Below are 20,211 nucleotides of genomic sequence, written 5' to 3'. Positions count from 1 at the left end.
GCGCCTCGTCGCGTGCCGATCTCCACGCCTCTCATGCGGGGTGCGGCAGGGCTCGCCACCGCCGTCGCGGGCGCGGCGCATGCCCAGGTCACGACCGACCTGGAGCGTGCGCCGACGCTCACGATCGAACGCTATTCGGAGGATTGGTCCAGCCTCGCGGATCCCGCGAACCGGACCGGGCGCTGGACGGAGGCGTTCAAATATATCCCGCTCGACGGAAGCGGATCGACCTGGCTCACCACGGGCGTGGAGGCGCGGTCGCGTTTCGAGGGCTATCGCAACGTCAACTGGGGCTCGGCGCCCGACGACGGCTATGTCTGGCATCGCCTGATGCCTTATGCCGATCTCCACGTCGGCAAGCTGCGCCTGTTCGCGCAACCGATCCTGTCGGCGATGTCGGGTGCCGACAAGCCGAAGAAGCCGGTCGACACGACCGGTATCGACATGATGCAGGCGTTCGCCGAGGTCGAGTTCCCGATCGCGCGGGGCGCGTCCCTTCGCCTTTCGGCCGGCCGCAAGCTGGTCTCGCTCGGCGGCGGCCGGTTCATCGATACGCGCTACGGCCCCGGCATCCCGCTCCCCTTCGACGGCGCCGAAGCGGTGCTGACGGGCAGGACGGTCCAGCTGACGGCGCTGTATCTCCGGCCCGTCGATACCGCGCCCGGCGATTTCGACGACCGTCGCTCGCGCGGAAAGTCCGTATGGGGGCTCTATGCGACGCGATGGCTCGGCGGCAGCCATGCCAACGGGTTCGACGTCTACTATCTCGGCGCGCGCGATCGAAACGCGGTGTTCGATCAGGGCGCCGGCCGGCAGGTCGTCCACACCTTCGGGGGCCGGATCTTCGGGGATCACCGCCGCTGGTATTGGAACATCGAGAGCGCGATCCAGCGCGGCACCTTCGCGGGCCATCGCGTGGCCGCATGGGGCGGCGGCGGCGAGATCGGATACCGGTTCCTCAAGGCGCCGCTGCGCCCGGAGATCAGCCTCACGACCGATATCGTCTCGGGCGACAGGAACCCGGATGATCCAAGGCTCCAGACGCTCAACCCGCTCTTCCCCCGGGGCAAATATTTCGGCGCGCTGACCCCGATCGGTCCGCGCAACCTGATCCACGTCCATCCTTCGGTCACGATCCATCCGCGCCGGGATGTCGCGTTCTCGCTGTCGGGGGTGGCCTATTGGCGCGAGAGCATTCGCGACGGGATCTACGCGATCCCCGGCCTGCTCGCGCGCAGCGGCCGGGAGAGTGACGCCCGTTTCATCGGCAAGCAGGTCGAGCTGGCCGCCGCCTGGCAGGCCACGACCGAGCTTTCTCTGTCGGCTTCGGTAAGCGCGTTCGATCCGGGCCCCTTCATCCGCGATACGGGGGCCGCGCGAACGATCAGGATGGTCGGCACGATGGCGACCTTCCGGTTCTGACCAGATTACGACCTTGAAAGGGCCCCGCATGGAAATCGGTATCGACAGCTTCGCGGCCATCCTGCCCGACCCCACGACGGGCATATTGCCCTCCGCGACGGAGCGGATGGCCGATCTTCTCGACGAGGTCGAAACGGCCGACCGGGTCGGGCTCGATGTCTTCGGCATCGGCGAACATCATCGCGCCGAATTCCTCGATTCGGCGCCCGCGATCATCCTCGCGGCGGCCGCCGCGCGCACCCGCCGGATCCGGCTGGCGAGCGCCGTCACCGTGCTCGGCGCGGCCGATCCGGTGCGCGTGTTTCAGGAATTCGCGACGCTGGACCTGATCTCAAAGGGGCGCGCCGAACTCGTCGTCGGGCGCGGCTCGTTCGGTGAGGCCTTTCCCCTGTTCGGCCTGGATACGCGCGCCTACGACGACCTGTTCGCCGAGAAGCTCGACCTGTTCCTGAAACTCGGCGAGACGACCCACCTGAACTGGAACGGCCGCTTCCGGCCACCGCTCGATGGCCAGGGCGTCTTTCCGCGTCCGCATCAACCGCGCCTGCCGGTCTGGCTCGGCGTCGGGGGCACGCCGCAATCCTTCGCGCGGGCCGGCGCGCTGGGTCTGCCGCTGATGGTGGCGATCATCGGCGGCACGTTCGATCGCTTCCGCCCCCTCGTCGATCTCTATCGCGCGGCGGGCCGGCAGGCCGGACACGACCCCGGCGTGTTGAAGGTGGGGGTCCACGCCATGGGCTTCGTCGGCGACAGCGACGGAGAGGCGCGCGACTCGTTCTTTCCGGGCTGGGCGCATCTGACCGCGAAGGTCGGGCGCGAGCGCGGCTGGTCGCCGCCGACGCGGGCGCAGTTCGACGACATGGCGAGCCCCGAAGGCGCGTTCCTGATCGGTGCGCCCGCCACGGTCGCCGCCAAGATGCTCCACGCCGGCGAGGTGCTGGGCGGGGTCTCCCGGATCACCTTCCAGATGAGCACCGCATCGCTCGAGACGAGCGCGATGAAGCGATCGATCGAACTTCTCGGCGGCGAAGTCGCGCCAAAGGTTCGCGCGACGCTGGCGGCGCGCTGAGTGGCAGGTTTACCGGGGAGACGGGAGATGAAGCCACGCGCGGTTCGGCGGCGTCGGTCGGTCGTGATCACCGGCGCCGGTACGGGCCTCGGTCGTGAGATCGCCTTGGGGTTCGCGGCGAAGGGCTGGGTGGTGTTCGGCACGGCGTCGTCGGTCGCCGAGGTCAGGGATCTCACGGCCGCGTCGGGGCGCCGTGTGAGCCTCGCCGTCTGCGATGTGTCACGGATCGATGCCGTGCGCGCCTGGGCCGGGGGCGTTGCCGATGCGGTCGACGGCGCCGGCCTCGACCTTCTGGTCAACGCCGCCTGCGCCTGCCCGTACGGGCCGATCGAGCTGTTGTCGCTCGACACCCTGCGCCGCGCGTTCGAGGTGAACGTGTTCGGCGCGATTTCCGTCATCAACGCCTTCCTCCCGGCCTTGCGCATCGCGCGAGGCAAGGTCATCCAGATGAGCCGCTGGACGGCGACCGTGCCGCTCCCCTTCGACGGCGCGGCCGCCGCGTCCCTCGCCGCGATCGAGACACTCATGTCCGTCTATCGGGCTGAACTCGAGCCATGCGGCATCGAATTGCTGACCGTGCCGACCAGCGCCTGGAAGCCGGCGGACGAGGCAAGCGCATCGGCGGTGGCGGCGGCGCGGCTTGTCGATGGCATGACGCCCGCCGAGCGCGACCTTTACGGGAAGAGGCTCGGCATCGCGGCCGACCATTTCGATGGCATGCGGGGGTCGGAGATCGAGATGGCGGACGCCGCGGCACGCGTGATCGGGATCGCCGAAAGCGGACCCGCCCCGCCGGTCACCGCCATCGGCGCCGACGCCGAGACCATGTTGAGGACGGCGCGCGGGATGACGGACGCCGAGATCGGCATGCTGGCCCGCGAACGCGCCGGACTCGCGACCCAATCGACCGGGCCCTGAAAGCATCATCGCGGAGAGCAAGACATGAGCGACATCATCGACAATCCCGCCGAAAGCCGCTTCGAGCTGGCGATCGACGGCGGCAGCGCCATCGCCGCCGCTTACTACCGCCTCGAAGGCGGTCGCGTCGTCCTGACCCACACCATCGTTCCGGCGCGGTTTTCCGGCCGTGGGATCGGATCGGCGCTCGCGCGTGGCGTGTTCGACGGCATCCGCGCGAGCGGGCGAAAGGCGGTCCTCGTCTGTCCCTTCATGACCGCCTTCTTCGCGCGCCATCCGGATTACGCCGACATCGTCGACGCAGCGCCCGGCGCGGGAGAGGCGGCATGATCGAGCTGGTCATCGAACAACGCCGGCGCGATCTGGGCGGCGGCTTCGAGGTCGGGCGCGTGCTGCCCTTCGCCAGACGGCGCATGGTCGGCCCGTTCATCTTCTTCGACCATATCGGTCCGGTCGATCTTCCGCCCGGTCTCGATCCGCGCATGGACATCCGGCCGCATCCGCATATCGGCCTGTCGACCGTCAGCTACCTTTTCTCCGGCGAGATCATGCACCGCGACAGCGTGGGGATCGAGCAGGTCGTCCGCCCGCGCGAGGTCAACTGGATGACCGCCGGACGCGGCATCACGCACAGCGAACGCTTCGAGCATGCCCGCGCGGTGGGCGATCGCGTGCACGGCATCCAGGCGTGGGTCGCGCTGCCCGACGGCAAGGAGGAGATCGCGCCGTCCTTCTCCCACCATTCCGGCGACGACCTGCCGCAATGGACCGAGGCGGGCGTCGTCGGTCATCTTATCGCTGGGAGTGCGTACGGGCTGACGGCCGGTGCCGAGACGCACTCGCCGCTCTTCTACGCCCACCTCGACATGGCGGCCGGCGCCGCCGCCGAGATCCCGGCCGGCCATCCCGAACGCGCGCTCTATGTCGCCGAGGGCGCCGTCGAGATGGACGGCCGACGCTTCGACGCCGGCCGGATGCTCGTCCTCGACGCGGCGGCGTCGGGGGTGCGTGCGCTGGCGCGATCGACCGTGATGCTGCTCGGCGGCGAGCCGGTCGGCGAGCGCTTCCTCTACTGGAACTTCGTCTCGTCCTCGAAGGACCGGCTCGGGCAGGCGGCCGCCGACTGGAAGGCGGGCCGGATGAAGCTGCCCGACGCCGACAACGCCGAATTCACGCCGCTGCCGGACGAACCGCCCTTTCCGGCAGCGGTGAAATGACCGAACGTCCGTCAGGCGCCAACGAGGTTGAAGACCCCATGACCGAGAAGCATGCCGGGATAAGGCTGCCGCCACGCCTTCTGCCGTTTCCGCGCTCGATCAGCCCGGAGGCGGGGGCGGCGCTTCGGCGGCTTGTCGGGGAGGACGGCACGCCCTTGAACGCGCGCCACGCCATGCCCCCACCGGAGGACCATGACGCCTGGCGTCTGCTCAAGGCCGCCGCGGATGCCCAATATGCCGTCGCGGTGAAGGGGCTTGCCGGAATTCTGAGGGCCAGCGCGCGGACCATGCGGATCGGTGAATCGACGATCCATGTCGCGACCCCGGAGACGCCCGAGCGGACGGATTGCGCCTATATCGACCTGCATGGCGGAGCGCTGGTGCTGGGCGGTGGGGAGGCCTGCAAGGCGGGCGCCCGGATGCAGGCGGACCAGCACGGCGTTGTCTGCTACGGCGTGGACTATCGCATGCCGCCCGACCATCCCTATCCGGCGGCGCTCGACGATTGTCTGGCCGCCTACCGCCATGTTCTCGCGCATCATGCCCCGGCGAACATCGTGATCGGCGGCCGATCCGCCGGTGGCAATCTGGCGGTCGCCATGCTCCTGCGGGGGCGGGACGAGGGTTTGCCCATGCCGGCGGCGATGGTCCTGTTGTCGCCCGAAGTCGATCTGACCGAATCCGGTGACAGTTTCCAGGTCAACCGGCTGGCGGATGTGGTGCTCCCCGGTTCGCTGATGGCCAACAACCTGTTGTACGCGCACGGCGCCGATCTCGCGCATCCCTATCTTTCGCCGCTGTTCGGCGACCTGCGGGGTCTGCCTCGCGCCTTCATCCAGTCCGGAACGCGCGACCTGTTTCTGTCCAATGCCGTGCGCCTGCACCGGACGCTGCGGCGCTCCGGCGTGCCGGCCGAACTGCACGTGTTCGAGGCGATGCCGCACGGCGGCTTCATGGGCAACACGCCCGAGGATCGCGAACTGGCGGACGAGGTGTCCCGCTTCGTCCGGTCCAGCTGGGGCGCGCCGGCCTGATCGCCGTCCCGGTCGATGGTCGGCTGCTCTGTCGCGAAGGCTGGCCCGTCAGGCTTTCAGGACGAAGGGGATCTTCACCAGCCCGCGCACCATCACGCCATGGCCGTCGCGCATCGTCGGCGACCAGCGCCAGCCCTTCACCGCGCTCAGCGCCGCCTTGTCGAGCAGGTCGACGCCGCTGCTCTGCGCCACGCTGATCTCGCTCACCCGGCCGTCCTCGCCCAGCAGCACCATCAGCACGACGATGCCCTGCTCACGCTTGCGGCGCGATTCCAGCGGATAGCGCGGCGGGCTGGCGGAGATCATCTTGGAGGACAGATCGCCCGCGTCGGCGGGGCCGGCGGCCGGCTGCGGCGCGGCCGGGGCGGCGGGCGCGACGATCACCGCCTGCGGCGGCGGGGGCGTCGGCGTGCTGGCGACCGGCGGCGGGGCGGGCGCCGAAACCGGCACGATCGGCGGCGGGGTCACGATCGCCGGCTGCACCTTCACCACGGCCGGATCGGGCTGCGGGGCGGGCGGCGGCGGTGGCGGGGGCGGCTCGATCGCGAGATCGACGACCGACAGGCTGCGATGCTTCTTGTGGACGTGGACGATATCGAGCGCGACGAAGGCATAGAGCAAGGCCACGACCAGCCCGACCGACAGCGCCATGGAGGGCCAGTCGAACCGGCGGTCCTCGCCATAGCGGCCCGAGGCGACGAACGGCATGCCGCTGCCGTCGATGGCGATCCCTGCGGTAATGGCGCTTTGCTGTCCCATCCGGCTTTCCATCGGCTGGCCGGCCGCAAACCCCCTGGCGGCCGAGTCGCTTCTATTGAGAGGCAGTCGCAAGGCCAAGCCGGATTCGCACCCGCGGCCCTGAATTTGTGACGGCGTGTGTCCCGCCGCCTACAGGACGTCGGCCAGGCGGCGCAGATCGGGCTCGGCGCGCTCGCCCAGCCACAGCCGCACCCTGGCGAGAAAGGCGGGCGTGGCCGTCGCCGGGATCGCCATGATCCAGCGCGTCGCGCCCGCGATGTCGCCCGCCGCGATCCGCATCCGGGCATGGTTGAACTGGCCCCGGAAATCGCCACCCTCGGCCGCGCGCGCATAATGGGCGGCGGCGGCGGCCATGTCGGCCTCCACCACCCAGCCATCCTCGTGGAAGCTGCCGACCATGTTGATCGACTTGGCATGGCCCAGCGCCGCCGCCTTCTCGAACAGCGCGAGCGCCGCCGGGCGATCCCGCGTCACGCCCTCGCCCAGCGAGAGCAGGGTCGCGAGATTGTACAGGCCCCAGTCGAGGCCGCGATCGGCTGCGGCGCGATACCATCGGGCGGCAAGCGCCGGATCGGCCTTGACCCCCCAGCCTTTCTCGCAACAGCGGCCGACCATGTTCATCGCCATGGCATGGCCGCCGCGCGCCGCCCGATCGAACCAGCGCACCGCCTCGCCCGGCGCGCGGGCGACGCCGCGCCCGTCGAGCAGCATCTGGCCGAACAGCAGCATCGCCTCGATCGAGCCCTGCTCGGCCGCCGCCTTCACGATCGCCGCCGTCCGCTCGGGTGGCCCGGACAGCGCCTCGCGCAGCCCGGCGGCATCCATCGCGTTGAGGTCGGCGATCGTCGTCATGGGGTCGCTCAGTATTTCACGCTGAGCGTGGCGATCGCGGTGCGCCCCGGCGCTTGGTTGGCGTAGTGGGCCGTGAAGGCGCGATCATAATAACGCTTGTTGGTCAGGTTGTTGACGTTGACCTGCAACTGGAGCGCATCGCTGATCTTGTACGAGGCATTGGCGTCGAAGCGCCAGTAACCCGGCACCATGCGCGCGAACGGGCGGGTGATGACGAGCGCGCCGTTCGTCACGGCGCGCGTGTCCGAATAGCCGCCATAGACCTTGCTCATGTAGATCGCGCCACCGCCGAGGGTGAAGGCGGGGGTGATCTTGTAATTGGTGAAGGCCGTCATGCTGTGCTTCGGCGTGTTGGGGAATTGCTTGCCCGTGTTCACCGAGGGGGCGAAATAATTGACGCCGTTGACGGTGGTGGTGGTGATGCCGCCATCGACGATCTTGGAGTCCATGTAGGTGTAGCCGCCGAACACGTTCCAGGCTTCGGTGATGTTGCCGTTGAAGCCCAGTTCGATGCCCTTGATGAGCCGCTCGCCGATATAGGCGACGACGCCGTTCTCGGCGGTGGCGCGGGCGTTCTTGGTCTCGGTGCGGAACGCCGCGATCGTCAGCGACAGGCTCTCCTGGAACAGGTTGGCCTTGGCGCCGATCTCGTAGGATTTGGTCTTCTCCACCTTCAGCGCATCGGTCAGCGCCTGCGAGGTGACGTTGACGGCATTGCCCTCCGATCCCTGCGCCAGGAACGAGCCCGGCGGCGTGGCCGAGGTCGAGGTCGAGGCGTAGAGGCTGCTCTCGGCGGTCGGCTTGAAGACCACGCCGGCCTGATAGGTCCACAGGTCGTCCTCGCGCGTATAGGTCGCGCGATCGAGGTTGGTCGCGGTGGCGGCCAGACCCGGCAGGATGGCCGTCTGGTAGCGATCGAAGCGGCCACCCAGATTCACCAGCAGCGCGTCGGTGATGGTGATCGTGTCGAACAGCGAGGCGCCCTTGGTCGTCGCGCGCGACAGGGTGCGCGTCCTGGGCAGGCTCTTCTCGATCGTCGCCTGCACCGTCGAACCGTCGGCGGCGTAGCTCACCCACGGGTCGGACGGGTTCGGCGCGTCGATCGTGGTGCAATTGTAGCGCGCGATCATCGCCGCCGAGCAGCGCGGCGAGATCGTCGATCCGGTCGCGATCGCCGCGCCGGTCAGCGCATTCGACACATAGGTGCCGTTGGCCGAGCGCTCGTTGCTATATTCCAGCGAGGCGGCGAAGCTGTGCTTCACGCCGCCGGTATCGAACGTGCCGAAGAAATCGGTCTGGTTGATGAGGCCCTGCGACGTGCTGTAGCGCGTGTTGGCGCGGCGCCACACGAGGCCGCCGGCGGTCGCCGTGGCGGCGGCGCTGGTGCCATAGACATTGCCCTGCTGGTCGTCCGGCTGGGTCCACACATAGCCCTGGCTGCTGCGGCCGTAACGCGATGTGTTGCGCAGCGTCACGCCACCGAAATCATGCTCGGCGCGCAGGGTGAAATTGTCGACGTTGGTCTTGCGGAAGTCGCGATCCTTCAGGCCGTAGAAGGCGCCGCGCGGTACGCTGACGGTGCGGCCGCCGATCGTGGTGAAGTTCCGCGCCGGGCTGGTCTCGGTGACGCCCGCCGGGAAATTGGCGGCGGTGTAGAGATATGGGATGCCCGAATCCGGCAGCTCGTCGGTCTCGAGGTGATAGTAGCTGGCGGTCAGGCTGGTCGGGCCGGTCAGGCCGATCTTGACCGAGGGGGCGATGCCCCAGCGCTTCTGGAAGAGGGCGTCGCGGCCGGCGACGTCCTGATCGTGCCACATCGCGTTGAAGCGCACGCCGACGAAGTCGCCGAGCGGCTGGTTCACGTCGAGCGTGGCGCGCTTGTAATCGGCGTTGCCGTAGCTGGCCGAGGCGGCGACGAAGCGATCCGCGGTCGGCATCTTGGTGACGAGGTTGAGCGTGCCGCCGGCGTTGCCGCGCCCGCCCATCGCGCTGTCCGATCCCTTGACCACCTCGATCGATTCCACCGCGAACACCTCGCGGCTCTGCGCGCCGATGTCGCGCACGCCGTCGAGATAGGTGCTGGCCTGGCTGTCGAAGCCGCGGATGAAGGGGCGGTCGCCCAGCGGATTGCCGCCTTCGCCGGCGCCCATGGTGATGCCCGGCACCGTGCGCAGCGCCTCCGACAGCGTCGCCGAGGCGGTATCCTTGATGACCTGCGCGGGGATCACGGTGACCGAGCGCGGCGTGTTCACCAGCGGCGCGGTCGCCTTGGGGCTGTCGAGCTTGTCGGTCTTGTAGCTGCCCTCGTCGATCGCGGTATCGGTGACGGTGACGCCGCCCAGTTCGGCCGGCTTGGCTTCCTTGGGCGGCTGCGCCTGCGCCAGCGCCGGCGCGGAGACCAGCAGGCCCACGCAGCTCATCGCCAGGAAGGCGGGCTGATTGGCCTGCGCACGACCGAACTTTTCAGCGGTTTCCACGGAGCTTTCCCTTTCGACACTAAGTTGCATTATCGCAATCTTCGAAGCGCTATTGAGTGCGATTTGCAATAAGGTCAAGGGCGAGGTCGAACTTTTGTGGGGTGGCGTTCACGGGATCATGGCAGGCGCATGCGAGCCACCCCCCATCTCGGGTCTCACACGCGGTAACGAGAGGGGCCGTGGCATGCCCGATTGACCCTGGGCGGCGGCCCGGCCATCTGATCGTCATGACCACCGAAATCTCCCGCCGTGGCGCCCTCGCCGGCATCGCCGCCACCTCCGTCGCCGCCACCTCTGTCGCTGTCGCCGCCCGCGCGGCGGTGCCCGCGACCGATGCGGCGGCGCTGCTCGATCGCTTCGCCTGGCGGTTGCTGGAGATCGGCCCCGAGCGCGCCACCGCGCTGGGCGTGGATAGCGGCGCGCATGCGGGCCTGCGCCGCAAGCTGGAGGATCGATCGCCTGCCGGCGTGGCGGCGCAGCGCGCCTTTCTCCGGGGCGCGCTGGCCGAACTGGCGCGGCTGCCGCGCACCGGGCTCGACCCGACCACGCTCACCAGCCTCGCCGTGGCCGAAAGCGCCTTCCGCACCGCGCTCGATGGCATGGCATTGCCCTATGGCGTCGCCACGATCGGCGACTGGCGCAACACGCCTTATGGCGTCATCCAGAATGTCGGTTCGTGGCTCGACGTGCCGCAATTGCTCGATGGCGACCAGCCGGTGCGCGACGCGGCGGATGCGGAGGCCTATCTCGCCCGCCTCGCCGCCATGCCCGCGCAGCTCGATGGGGAGACCGCGCGCATCCGCATGGCGCGCGAACAGGGTCTGGTGCCGCCTGCCTTCCTGCTCGACAAGACGATCGCGGGCATGACGCGCACCATCGCCGACGCGGCGAAGGCCGATGGCGCGCTGGTCGGGCCGCTCGCCCGCAAGGTCGCGGCGATCCCCGGCCGATGGGTCGATCGCGCGCAGGGCATCGCTCGGTCGGCGATCGTGCCCGCGCTGGAGCGGCAGCTCACCGAATTGCGCGCCGAACGCGCCGTGGCGAGCGACGCGCCCGGCCTCGGCGTGCGGCCGCATGGGCCCGAATGGTATGCCTGGGGGCTACGCGCGGGCACCACCACGCGGCGCAGCGCCGCCGACATCCACGCCTTCGGGCGCGCCCGGCTGGCCGAATTGCAGGCGCGGATGGACCCGATCCTGCGCGGCCAGGGGCTGACCGAGGGCAGCGTCGCCGATCGCGCGACCGCCCTCCAGCACCGGCCCGGCATCGGCTTTCCCGATGGCGACGAGGGCCGGCGCCAGATCGTCGCCTACATGCAGGGCCGGATCGATGCGATCCGCCCGCGCCTGGGCCAGGTGTTCCGCCGCCTGACGCGCGGCAATCTCGAAATCCGGCGGATGCCGCTCGCGCAGGAACCCGGCGCGCCCGCCGCTTATGGCGGCCCCGGCTCGATCGACGGCCGGGTGCCGGGCAAGGTGTGGGTCAATCTCGGCGATCCCTCGATCCACAATCGGGTGACGATCCCCGACCTGCTGTTTCACGAGGGTATTCCCGGCCATGTCTGGCAGGGGGAATATGCCCAGCAACTGCCGCTGATCCGCTCGATCCTGGCGTTCAACGCTTATTCGGAGGGGTGGGCGCTCTATGCCGAGCAGCTCGCCGACGAACTCGGCATCTATGCCGACGATCCGGCCGGGCAGCTCGGTTATCTGATGGGGCTGGCGTGGCGCGCGGTGCGGCTGATCGTCGATACCGGCATCCATGCGATGGGCTGGTCGCGCGACAAGGCGCTGGCCGAGTTCGTCGCCGCGACCGGCCTGCCGCGCAGCAATGCCGAGAGCGAGATCGACCGCTATTGCGCGTGGCCGGGGCAGGCCTGCGGCTATGAGATCGGCCATGCGGAGATCGTGGCGCAGCGCGACCGGGCCCGGGCCGCGCTGGGCGCCCGTTTCGATCTGCGGGATTTCAACCAGACGGTAGTCGACGGCGGCAATGTCCCGCTCGACGTGCTGGCGGGCAATGTGTCGCGCTACATCGGGGGTGGGAACGCCTGAGGCTTGCACGGCGCGCCCGCCGACGCCAATCAGCCCGCATGCGCCTTGCCCTGTTTGAACCCGAGATTGCCGGAAACGTCGGTGCGGTCCTGCGGCTGGGGGCCTGCCTGGGTGCGGCCGTGGACCTCATCGAGCCGATGGGATTTGCATGGGATGATCGCCGCGTGCGGCGAACCGCCATGGATTATATCGATCATGTCATGGTCACGCGCCACGCCGGCTTCGACGCTTTCCGGGCGACGGTCGGCGCGCAGAGGCTGATCCTGTTCACCACCAGGAGCCGGCAATCATCCTATGACTTCCGGTTTCGCGCCGATGATATCCTGCTCTTCGGAAAGGAAAGCGCGGGCGTGCCGGCCGCCGTCGCGGATGCCTGCGATGCGCGGGTTCGTATTCCGATGCAGCCTCATGTGCGGTCGATGAATCTCGCCACAACGGCGGCGCTGGCGCTCGGTGAAGCCTTGCGCCAGACCGCCACACTGCCCGGTTAGGGCCTTGCGGGGTGTCGGCCGTCCCGTACGGCGCCGCGCACCCTTTCCGCGATATCCGCCAGCACCGGCGGCAGATCGCCCAGCAGATGCTCCCCCTCGGGCGTCGCCGCCCAGCCGATCGAGCGCAGCGGATCGAAGCCGATCAGGCGGGGCCGGGCGATGCCGTCGGCGCGGTAGGACAGGGGCATCACCGTCAGGCCGAGGCCGGCCGCGACCATCTGCATCACCCGTTCGTCGTTGGTCGAGCGGAGGGCGAAATGGGGGCGGACGCCGCGTTCGGTGAAGAAGCGGCTCGTTTCCGACAAGACCTCGCAATGGCGGCGGACGATCATCACCTCGTGGGCGAGTTGCTCGGCCGCGATGGCGTCGCGGGCCGCCAGCGGATGGTCAGCCGCGATCGCCAGCGCATAGCCCTCGGTACAGACCGGCCGCTCGGCGAAACGATCGGCGCCGCGCGCGATCAGGGTGAGCGCGATATCGACGCGGCGCTTGGCGAGATGGCCGACCAGTTCGCGCTCGCTGCCGAACAACAGCTCGAACCGATGGGTCAGGCCGGGGCGGGTGTGGGCGACCGAGGCGGCGACGATGCCGGCGGGGATGCTCGCCAGCACGCCCAGCCGCAGCGTCGGCAGATCGCTCGCCTGTCCCATCGATTGCATCGCCAGATTGAACTCACGCTCGATCCGCCGCGCGTGGCCGAGAAAGCGCGTGCCCCCGTCCGTCAATTCCACGCGTTGGTTGGAGCGGACGAACAGGGGCAGCCCCAAGGTGCGCTCCAGCTTGGCGATGCCGACCGAGAGCGTCGGCTGGGAGACGGCGCAATGGCTGGCGGCGCGCGAGAAATTGCCCTGATCGACCACGGCGAGGAAGTAGCGCAGCAGGTAGCGATCGAGCATCATGCATAGATATCGTCAATGATGTGCTTAGCGAAGGTTCAATTTTCATGAAGCGCGCAAGATCGCTACAAGCGGCGGCAGGAGAGACAAACCCATGACCGATTTCGATTTCGCCCTCGGCGAGACCGCCGACATGATCCGCGAGAGCACCGCGCGTTTCGCCACCGATCGCATCGCCCCGCTGGCCGCCGAGATCGACGCCAAAGATTGGTTCCCGCGCGAGCTGTGGCCGGCGATGGGCGAGCTCGGCCTGCACGGCATCACCGTGGAGGAGGACTATGGCGGGCTCGGCCTCGGCTATCTCGAGCATGTCGTGGCGCAGGAGGAAGTGGCGCGCGCCTCGGCCTCGATCGGGCTCAGCTACGGCGCCCACTCCAACCTGTGCGTCAACCAGATCCGCCGCTGGGGCAGCCCGGCGCAGAAGGCGAAATATCTGCCGAAGCTGGTGTCGGGCGAGCATGTCGGCAGCCTCGCCATGTCCGAGGCGGGCGCCGGTTCCGACGTGGTCGGCATGAAGCTGAAGGCCGAGAAGAAGGGTGACCGCTACATCCTCAACGGCACCAAATTCTGGATCACCAACGCGGCCTATGCCGACACTTTGGTCGTCTACGCCAAGACGGGCGAGGGATCGAAGGGCATCACCACCTTCCTGATCGAGAAGGATTTCAAGGGTTTCTCGATCGGCCAGAAGATCGACAAGATGGGCATGCGCGGATCGCCCACCGCCGAGCTGGTGTTCGACGATTGCGAGGTGCCGGAAGAGAATGTGATGGGTGCGGTCGGCGGCGGCGTCGGCATCCTGATGTCCGGCCTCGATTATGAGCGCACCGTGCTGTCGGGCATCCAGCTGGGCATCATGCAGGCCTGCCTCGACGTGGTGCTGCCCTATGTCCGCGAGCGCAAGCAGTTCGGCAAACCGATCGGGGCCTTCCAGCTGATGCAGGCCAAGATCGCCGACATGTATGTCGCGCTCAATTCGGCGCGCGCCTATGTCTATGCCGTCGCCCGCGCCTGCGATGCCGGCAGGACGACCCGCTTCGACGCGGCCGGCGCGATCCTTCTGGCGTCGGAAAATGCCATGAAGGTTTCGCTGGAGGCTGTGCAGGCGCTCGGCGGGGCCGGCTATACCAAGGACTGGCCGGTCGAACGCTTCATGCGCGACGCCAAGCTGCTCGATATCGGCGCGGGCACCAACGAGATCCGCCGGATGCTGATCGGCCGCGAGCTGATCGGCTGAAAATACCCCCGGTGCGATGAAAGCCCGCGCGTGGCGGGCCGGATCGCGCCGCATGTTGTCGCCCCTCGAGCCCGTGGATAAGCCCGATCGCATGAGCGCCCCCGTCCTCCCCACCCTCGTCTCCGCCGACGATGCCGGCTTCCGCGCCAATGCGGCGCACAATCGCGCATTGGCCGAGCGGCTGCGCGCCGATGTCGCGAAAGCGGCGCTGGGCGGCACCGAGGCGTCGCGCGAGCGCCATGTCTCGCGCGGCAAGCTGCTGCCGCGCGATCGGGTGGAGCGGCTGCTCGATCCGGGCTCGTCCTTCCTCGAGGTCGGCCAGCTCGCCGCCAATGGAATGTATGGCGACGAGGTGCCCGGCGCCGGCATCATCGCCGGCATCGGCCAGGTTTCCGGCCGCACCTGCATGATCGCCTCCAACGACGCGACCGTGAAGGGCGGCACTTATTTCCCGATGACGGTGAAGAAGCATCTGCGCGCGCAGGAGATCGCGGCGGAGAACCGCCTGCCGTGCATCTACCTCGTCGACAGCGGCGGCGCGAACCTGCCCAACCAGGCCGAGGTTTTTCCCGATCGCGAGCATTTCGGCCGCATCTTCTTCAACCAGGCCAATATGTCGGCGCGCGGCATCCCGCAGATCGCCTGCGTGATGGGCAGTTGCACCGCCGGCGGCGCCTATGTGCCCGCCATGTCGGACGAGAGCGTCATCGTCCGCAACCAGGGCACGATCTTCCTCGCCGGCCCGCCGCTGGTGCAGGCCGCCACGGGCGAGATCATCTCGGCCGAGGAACTGGGCGGCGCTGACACGCACGGCCGCCGCTCCGGCGTGGTCGATCATGTCGCCGAGAATGACGAGCATGCGCTGACGATCGTGCGCGACATCGTTTCGTCGCTCGCCCCCGACGCGCGGCCCGATGTCAACCTGCGCGAGCCGCGCCCGCCGAAATACGACCCCACCGATCTCTACGGTATCGTCCCGCAGGACGTGCGCGCGCCCTATGACGTGCATGAGGTGATCGCGCGGCTGGTCGACGGATCGGAATTCCACGAGTTCAAGGCGCTGTACGGCACGTCGCTGGTGTGCGGCTTCGCCCATATCTGGGGCATTCCGGTCGCGATCCTCGCCAACAATGGCGTGCTGTTTTCGGAAAGCGCGCAGAAGGGCGCGCATTTCATCGAACTGGCGTGCCAGCGGCGCATCCCCCTGCTGTTCCTCCAGAATATCTCGGGCTTCATGGTCGGCGGCAAATATGAGGCGGAGGGCATCGCCAAGCATGGCGCGAAACTCGTCACCGCCGTCGCCACCGCGACCGTGCCCAAGATCACCGTGCTGATCGGCGGCAGCTTCGGCGCGGGCAATTACGGCATGTGCGGCCGGGCTTATGGCCCCCGCTTCCTCTTCAGCTGGCCGAACAGCCGGATCAGCGTGATGGGCGGCGAGCAGGCCGCCTCGGTGCTCGCCACCGTCCACCGCGATGCCGCCAAGTGGAGCCCGGAGGAAGCCGAAGCCTTCAAGGCGCCGGTGCGCGCCAAATATGAGGAAGAGGGCAACCCCTGGTACGCCACCGCGAACCTGTGGGACGACGGCATCATCGACCCCGCCCAAACCCGCGACGTCCTCGGCCTCGCCTTCGCCGCCACGCTGAACGCCCCGATTGCGGAGCGCCCGGCGTTCGGCGTGTTCCGGATGTGATGGGGGTGGCTAGACTGCCCTCATTCCTCCCCGAGCTTTGCTCGGGGAGGGGGACCACCCGGCGCAGCCGGGTGGTGGAGGGGTCTGCGCCCCCCCGCCACTTGCGCGATAAACGTGACGACACCCTCCAGATTGCCCAGGACGTCAACCGCCGGCACCCTGAGCGTCTCGATCCCCCGTGCCGCCAGCCACGCATCCCTGCGCGCATCCGCCTCCGGCCGGTCGCCGCGACCATGCGCCTCGCCATCCACCTCGACGCACAGCTTGGCCGCGTCGCAGTAGAAGTCGAGCGTGTACGGTCCGGCGGCGTGCTGCTTGCGCCATTTATGGCCCGCACCGCGCCGGCGAAGCTGCTGCCACAACAGCACTTCGGGCAAGCTCATCGCGCGTCGCAATTCGCGCGATCGGCGGAAAGCCGTGGTCGTGCCCCTAATCATGCCGCCCGCGCCCCACTGCGTCGCGATGACCCCTCCGTCAGTGCTTCGCACTGCCACCTCCCCGAGACAAGCTCGGGGAGGAGTTAGGATATGCCGATGATCCGTTCCCTCCTCATCGCCAATCGCGGCGAGATCGCCTGTCGTGTCATCCGCACCGCGCGGCGGCTCGGTATCCGCACCGTCGCGGTCTATTCGGATGCGGACGCCCAAGCGCTCCACGTCCGCTCCGCCGACGAGGCGGTGCACATCGGCCCGTCGCCGGTGCGCGAGAGCTATCTGCTGGGCGATCGGATCATCGCGGCGGCCAAGGCGACCGGTGCCGAGGCGATCCATCCCGGTTACGGCTTCCTCTCCGAAAACGCCGCCTTCGCGCAAGCGGTGCTGGATGCCGGGCTGATCTGGGTCGGCCCCAACCCGGCCTCGATCACCGCCATGGGCCTGAAGGACGCCGCCAAGAAACTGATGCAGGAAGCCGGCGTGCCCACCACGCCCGGCTATCTCGGCGAGGACCAGAGCGAGGCGCGGCTGAAAGCGGAGGCGGATGCGATCGGCTATCCGGTGCTCATCAAGGCGGTCGCGGGCGGCGGCGGCAAGGGGATGCGGAAGGTGGATGACGCCGCCGACTTCCTCGATGCCCTCGCCTCCTGCCAGCGCGAGGCCGCCTCGTCGTTCGGCAACGAACAGGTGCTGCTGGAAAAATGGGTCACCAACCCGCGCCATATCGAGGTGCAGGTGTTCGGCGACACGCATGGCAACGTCGTCCATCTGTTCGAGCGCGACTGCTCGCTCCAGCGCCGCCACCAGAAGGTGATCGAGGAAGCGCCCGCCCCCGGCATGGACGCCGAAACGCGCGCGGCGGTGTGCCGGGCGGCGGTCGATGCGGCCAGGGCGGTCGATTATGTCGGCGCGGGCACGATCGAATTCATCGCCGACGGATCGGAGGGCCTGCGCGCCGACCGCATCTGGTTCATGGAGATGAACACGCGGCTTCAGGTCGAGCATCCGGTGACCGAGGAGATCACCGGCCAGGATCTGGTCGAATGGCAACTCCGCGTCGCCTCCGGCGAACCGTTGCCCAAGGCGCAGGACGAACTGTCGATCACCGGCTGGGCGATGGAAACCCGCCTCTATGCCGAGGATCCGGCCAAGGGCTTCCTGCCGAGCATCGGCACGCTGGAGCGGTTCGACATCGGCCCCTCCTACCGCACCGATACCGGGGTCGAGCAGGGCGCCGAAATCTCGCCCTTCTACGATCCGATGATCGCCAAGCTGATCGCCTGGGGCCCGGATCGCGATGCCGCCCGCCGCAAGCTGGCGGCGACCTTGGAGGCGACCGCGATCTGGCCGCTCAAGACCAACGCCGGCTTTCTGGTAAAGGCGCTCCACCACCCCGCCTTCGCCGAGGCGCGGCTCGACACCGGCCTGATCGCGCGCGAGGGCGATGCGCTGCTGCCCGACGCCACGCCGTCCGCCGCCGCGCTGGCCAGAGGTGCCGCCACGCTCGCTGCCCCCGGCCGGATCGGCGGCTTCCGCCTCAACGCGGCCCCGCGCAACGAAGGCCGGTTCCTGCTCGATGGCGAGGCGGTGACAGTGGCCGTCGCGCCCTCCGACGCCACCAATGTCGCCACCAGCGCGATCGTCGCCGAGGCCGGGCAGGTGTGGCAGCTCCTGCCGTGGCGCGCGGGCGGGGCCGGCAAGGCGGATGCCTCCGACGGCGCGATCCTCTCCCCCATGCCCGGCCGCATCATCGCGGTCGCCGTGACGCAGGGCGAGACGGTCACCAAGGGCCAGAAGCTCCTCACCCTCGAAGCGATGAAGATGGAACACAGCCTCCTCGCCCCCTTCGACGGCGTGGTCGCCACCCTCAACGCCGGCGAGGGTGGGCAGGTGAGCGAAGGGACGGTGCTGGTGAAGATCGAGCCGGCGGAGGCGGCCTGACGATCATCTCGCGGCAGCCGGCATTGCCGCGCGCGGCCGGCTCCCAGCCTTCCCCTCTGTCATAGCCGCATGTATGCTCCCATCGCCGATCCGACATCGGCGATGTCGTGCGGGGGGCAAGTCGCATGCGCAGACGGACGATCCTGATTCTGGCGACGGGCCTGGCGATCCTCGCGGCGATCCTGCCGCTGGTCGCCTGCGGCTATATCTCGCGCGAGCGGGCGATCGCGGCCGAGCAGGCGCATCTGTCGGATTATGCGCGCTGGGCGCTCAAGCGATCGAGCCAGACGCTGGCCGACGGCATGGAGGTGTTGCGCTTCGCCGCCGCCGCCCGCCCGCGCGATTGCTCGCCGGCGCACATTGCCCGGCTGCGGCAATTGGTGCTGGAGTCGCAGGTGGTGGAGGAGATCGGCTTCTATCGCGGCGACCGCCTCGAATGCACCAGCTGGGCGGTGGTCGGCAAGGCGATGACGCCGAGCCAGCCGGATCAATGGCTGGCGGGCGGCCACCGCCTCTATGTCGGCATCAAGCCGGAAATCCTAGGCGGCGATCCGATGCTGGTGCTGAGCAACGGATCGGACGACGCGCTCATCAACCCCCGCCGCATGGTGGACGTGCTGACCGACGGCAAACTGACGGTCGGCGTCGCCACCGCCAAAGGCGATTTGATCGCGCTCAACGGCAAGGCGGATGCCGCGCTGGTGCATCGACTGAGCCGCCAGATCGTGACCGGGCTGGACGATCGCCACATCTTCGCCTCGGCGCGGGGGCCGGGCCTGATCGCCTTCGCCATCTCTGATCGCGCGCTGGTGCAGGCCAAGATCAATCGCGAGCTGGAATTGCTGATCCCGGTCGGCCTGTTCGTCTCGGCCGTGCTGGTCGGCGTGATCGTGTGGGTGTCGCGCCAGCGCCTGTCGCCGCGACGCGAGCTGGAGATCGCCGTCGCCCGCCGCGAATTTTTCTTCCAATATCAGCCGATCATCGATCTGGCGAAGGGCCGCTGCATCGGCGCCGAGGCGCTGATCCGCTGGAAGCGGCCCGACGGCAGCTGGGTCTCGCCGGACCTGTTCATCCCGCTGGCCGAGCAGAGCGGGCTCATCACCGCCATCACCAACCAGCTGATCGAGCGGGTGGTGGGCGATCTGGCGCCGATGCTGATCGACGAGCCCGACGCGCATATCGCGATCAACCTGTCGGCGCAGGACATGGAGGATGGCGGCTTCCTGCCGGTGCTGGAGGCCGCGCTGGTGCGATCGGGCGTGGCCCCGCCGCAGATCTGGCTGGAGGCGACCGAGCGCGGCTTCCTCCACGCCGACACCGCCCGCCGCACGATCGAGGCGGCCCGCGCGCGCGGCCATGTCGTCGCGATCGACGATTTCGGGACGGGCTATTCCAGCCTGTCGCTGCTGGAGGGCCTGCCGCTCGACACGCTCAAGATCGACAAGAGCTTCATCGACGCGATCGGCCGCGATGCCGCGACCAGCGTGGTGACGCCGCACATCATCGACATGGCGCACGGGCTGAACTTCAAGATCGTCGCCGAGGGTGTCGAGACGATCGAGCAGGAGGCCTATATCCGCAAGGCCGGGGTGCAATTCGCGCAGGGCTGGTTCTATTCGAAGGCGCTGCCGCCCGAGGATTTCACCGCTTTCTATCACGCCTATAACGCGCGCCGCCCGAAACTGATGGCGGTGGCCTGAAGGGCAGGGGGGCGCCG

Annotated in this window: 17 protein-coding genes; 12 read left to right on the top strand and 5 right to left on the bottom strand. The window is 68.8% G+C overall.

The genetic code is table 11. The features are described from left to right. Positions 1-12 precede the first annotated feature (12 nt). Genes PQ455_RS15695 through PQ455_RS15670 form a run of 6 tightly spaced genes read left to right on the top strand, consistent with a single transcriptional unit; the run spans position 13 to position 5,660 of the window. A complete protein-coding gene (locus tag PQ455_RS15695) occupies positions 13-1,422 on the top strand; it encodes an alginate export family protein (protein WP_273687030.1) in 1,410 nt (469 codons plus the stop codon). 28 nt (positions 1,423-1,450) lie between these two features. Beyond that, entirely contained in the window at positions 1,451-2,491 is a 1,041-nt protein-coding gene (locus PQ455_RS15690; RefSeq protein WP_273687029.1) for an Atu2307/SP_0267 family LLM class monooxygenase, read from the top strand. A 27-nt stretch (positions 2,492-2,518) separates the two neighbouring features. Further along, entirely contained in the window at positions 2,519-3,409 is an 891-nt protein-coding gene (locus PQ455_RS15685) for an SDR family NAD(P)-dependent oxidoreductase (protein ID WP_273687028.1), read from the top strand. Positions 3,410-3,433: 24 nt separating this feature from the next. Next, entirely contained in the window at positions 3,434-3,739 is a 306-nt protein-coding gene (locus tag PQ455_RS15680) for a GNAT family N-acetyltransferase (RefSeq protein WP_273687027.1), read from the top strand. After that, on the top strand, positions 3,736-4,626 hold the full coding sequence (locus tag PQ455_RS15675) for a pirin family protein (protein WP_273687026.1): 891 nt from the start codon (positions 3,736-3,738) through the stop codon (positions 4,624-4,626). Before PQ455_RS15680 ends, PQ455_RS15675 begins: the two co-directional genes overlap by 4 nt. After that, on the top strand, positions 4,623-5,660 hold the full coding sequence (locus tag PQ455_RS15670) for an alpha/beta hydrolase (protein ID WP_273687025.1): 1,038 nt from the start codon (positions 4,623-4,625) through the stop codon (positions 5,658-5,660). The genes PQ455_RS15675 and PQ455_RS15670 overlap by 4 nt, the downstream gene beginning before the upstream one ends. A gap of 48 nt (positions 5,661-5,708) precedes the next feature. Here PQ455_RS15670 and PQ455_RS15665 read toward each other — a convergent pair whose 3' ends face one another. The 3 genes from PQ455_RS15665 to PQ455_RS15655 form a co-directional block, all read right to left on the bottom strand. Further along, complete coding sequence (locus PQ455_RS15665) at positions 5,709-6,419, bottom strand: energy transducer TonB (protein WP_273687024.1); 711 nt, start codon at positions 6,417-6,419, stop codon at positions 5,709-5,711. 129 nt (positions 6,420-6,548) lie between these two features. Beyond that, positions 6,549-7,271: a tetratricopeptide repeat protein gene (locus PQ455_RS15660; protein ID WP_273687023.1), complete on the bottom strand. Its 723-nt coding sequence runs from the start codon at positions 7,269-7,271 to the stop codon at positions 6,549-6,551. Between the two features lie 8 nt (positions 7,272-7,279). Then, positions 7,280-9,748 (bottom strand): TonB-dependent receptor, encoded by a 2,469-nt coding sequence (locus tag PQ455_RS15655; RefSeq protein WP_273687022.1) that lies wholly within the window; start codon positions 9,746-9,748, stop codon positions 7,280-7,282. A gap of 227 nt (positions 9,749-9,975) precedes the next feature. Between PQ455_RS15655 and PQ455_RS15650 the strand changes: the two genes are divergently transcribed. Both PQ455_RS15650 and PQ455_RS15645 read left to right on the top strand, forming a co-directional pair. After that, positions 9,976-11,802 (top strand): DUF885 domain-containing protein, encoded by a 1,827-nt coding sequence (locus PQ455_RS15650; RefSeq protein ID WP_273687021.1) that lies wholly within the window; start codon positions 9,976-9,978, stop codon positions 11,800-11,802. A 38-nt stretch (positions 11,803-11,840) separates the two neighbouring features. Beyond that, on the top strand, positions 11,841-12,293 hold the full coding sequence (locus PQ455_RS15645; protein WP_273687020.1) for a tRNA (cytidine(34)-2'-O)-methyltransferase: 453 nt from the start codon (positions 11,841-11,843) through the stop codon (positions 12,291-12,293). Here PQ455_RS15645 and PQ455_RS15640 read toward each other — a convergent pair. Continuing rightward, entirely contained in the window at positions 12,290-13,189 is a 900-nt protein-coding gene (locus PQ455_RS15640) for a LysR family transcriptional regulator (protein WP_273691403.1), read from the bottom strand. The two genes, PQ455_RS15645 and PQ455_RS15640, sit on opposite strands and share 4 nt — an antisense overlap. A gap of 94 nt (positions 13,190-13,283) precedes the next feature. Between PQ455_RS15640 and PQ455_RS15635 the strand changes: the two genes are divergently transcribed. Together PQ455_RS15635 and PQ455_RS15630 are read left to right on the top strand one after the other, a co-directional pair. Continuing rightward, positions 13,284-14,426 (top strand): acyl-CoA dehydrogenase family protein, encoded by a 1,143-nt coding sequence (locus PQ455_RS15635; RefSeq protein ID WP_273687019.1) that lies wholly within the window; start codon positions 13,284-13,286, stop codon positions 14,424-14,426. 91 nt (positions 14,427-14,517) lie between these two features. Next, positions 14,518-16,119, top strand: a complete 1,602-nt coding sequence (locus PQ455_RS15630) for a carboxyl transferase domain-containing protein (RefSeq protein ID WP_273687018.1) — start codon at positions 14,518-14,520, stop codon at positions 16,117-16,119. 20 nt (positions 16,120-16,139) lie between these two features. Here the strand turns inward: PQ455_RS15630 and PQ455_RS15625 are convergent, their stop codons facing one another. After that, entirely contained in the window at positions 16,140-16,607 is a 468-nt protein-coding gene (locus tag PQ455_RS15625) for an endonuclease domain-containing protein (RefSeq protein ID WP_337958536.1), read from the bottom strand. 45 nt (positions 16,608-16,652) lie between these two features. Here PQ455_RS15625 and PQ455_RS15620 point away from each other — a divergent pair, with 45 nt between their 5' ends. Both PQ455_RS15620 and PQ455_RS15615 read left to right on the top strand, forming a co-directional pair. Beyond that, positions 16,653-18,494, top strand: a complete 1,842-nt coding sequence (locus PQ455_RS15620; protein ID WP_273687017.1) for an acetyl/propionyl/methylcrotonyl-CoA carboxylase subunit alpha — start codon at positions 16,653-16,655, stop codon at positions 18,492-18,494. A gap of 125 nt (positions 18,495-18,619) precedes the next feature. Continuing rightward, positions 18,620-20,194: an EAL domain-containing protein gene (locus PQ455_RS15615; RefSeq protein ID WP_273687016.1), complete on the top strand. Its 1,575-nt coding sequence runs from the start codon at positions 18,620-18,622 to the stop codon at positions 20,192-20,194. The last annotated feature ends 17 nt before the right edge of the window (positions 20,195-20,211 follow it).

Origin of the sequence: Sphingomonas naphthae, assembly GCF_028607085.1 — a bacterium.
GTDB classification, from domain to species: domain Bacteria; phylum Pseudomonadota; class Alphaproteobacteria; order Sphingomonadales; family Sphingomonadaceae; genus Sphingomonas_Q; species Sphingomonas_Q naphthae.
Note: the sequence above shows the minus strand (reverse complement) of the source record. Positions and strands in the feature narration are given on the sequence as shown.

Excerpts from the sequence above, each read along its gene's own strand:
- PQ455_RS15620 (WP_273687017.1), top strand. The coding sequence starts at position 16,653 with ATGATCCGTTCCCTCCTCATCGCCAATCGCGGCGAGATCGCCTGTCGT.
- PQ455_RS15680 (WP_273687027.1), top strand. The coding sequence starts at position 3,434 with ATGAGCGACATCATCGACAATCCCGCCGAAAGCCGCTTCGAGCTGGCG.
- PQ455_RS15665 (WP_273687024.1), bottom strand. The coding sequence starts at position 6,419 with ATGGGACAGCAAAGCGCCATTACCGCAGGGATCGCCATCGACGGCAGC.
- PQ455_RS15690 (WP_273687029.1), top strand. The coding sequence starts at position 1,451 with ATGGAAATCGGTATCGACAGCTTCGCGGCCATCCTGCCCGACCCCACG.
- PQ455_RS15645 (WP_273687020.1), top strand. The coding sequence starts at position 11,841 with ATGCGCCTTGCCCTGTTTGAACCCGAGATTGCCGGAAACGTCGGTGCG.
- PQ455_RS15685 (WP_273687028.1), top strand. The coding sequence starts at position 2,519 with ATGAAGCCACGCGCGGTTCGGCGGCGTCGGTCGGTCGTGATCACCGGC.
- PQ455_RS15630 (WP_273687018.1), top strand. The coding sequence starts at position 14,518 with ATGAGCGCCCCCGTCCTCCCCACCCTCGTCTCCGCCGACGATGCCGGC.
- PQ455_RS15675 (WP_273687026.1), top strand. The coding sequence starts at position 3,736 with ATGATCGAGCTGGTCATCGAACAACGCCGGCGCGATCTGGGCGGCGGC.
- PQ455_RS15650 (WP_273687021.1), top strand. The coding sequence starts at position 9,976 with ATGACCACCGAAATCTCCCGCCGTGGCGCCCTCGCCGGCATCGCCGCC.
- PQ455_RS15635 (WP_273687019.1), top strand. The coding sequence starts at position 13,284 with ATGACCGATTTCGATTTCGCCCTCGGCGAGACCGCCGACATGATCCGC.
- PQ455_RS15640 (WP_273691403.1), bottom strand. The coding sequence starts at position 13,189 with ATGCTCGATCGCTACCTGCTGCGCTACTTCCTCGCCGTGGTCGATCAG.
- PQ455_RS15615 (WP_273687016.1), top strand. The coding sequence starts at position 18,620 with ATGCGCAGACGGACGATCCTGATTCTGGCGACGGGCCTGGCGATCCTC.
- PQ455_RS15670 (WP_273687025.1), top strand. The coding sequence starts at position 4,623 with ATGACCGAACGTCCGTCAGGCGCCAACGAGGTTGAAGACCCCATGACC.
- PQ455_RS15660 (WP_273687023.1), bottom strand. The coding sequence starts at position 7,271 with ATGACGACGATCGCCGACCTCAACGCGATGGATGCCGCCGGGCTGCGC.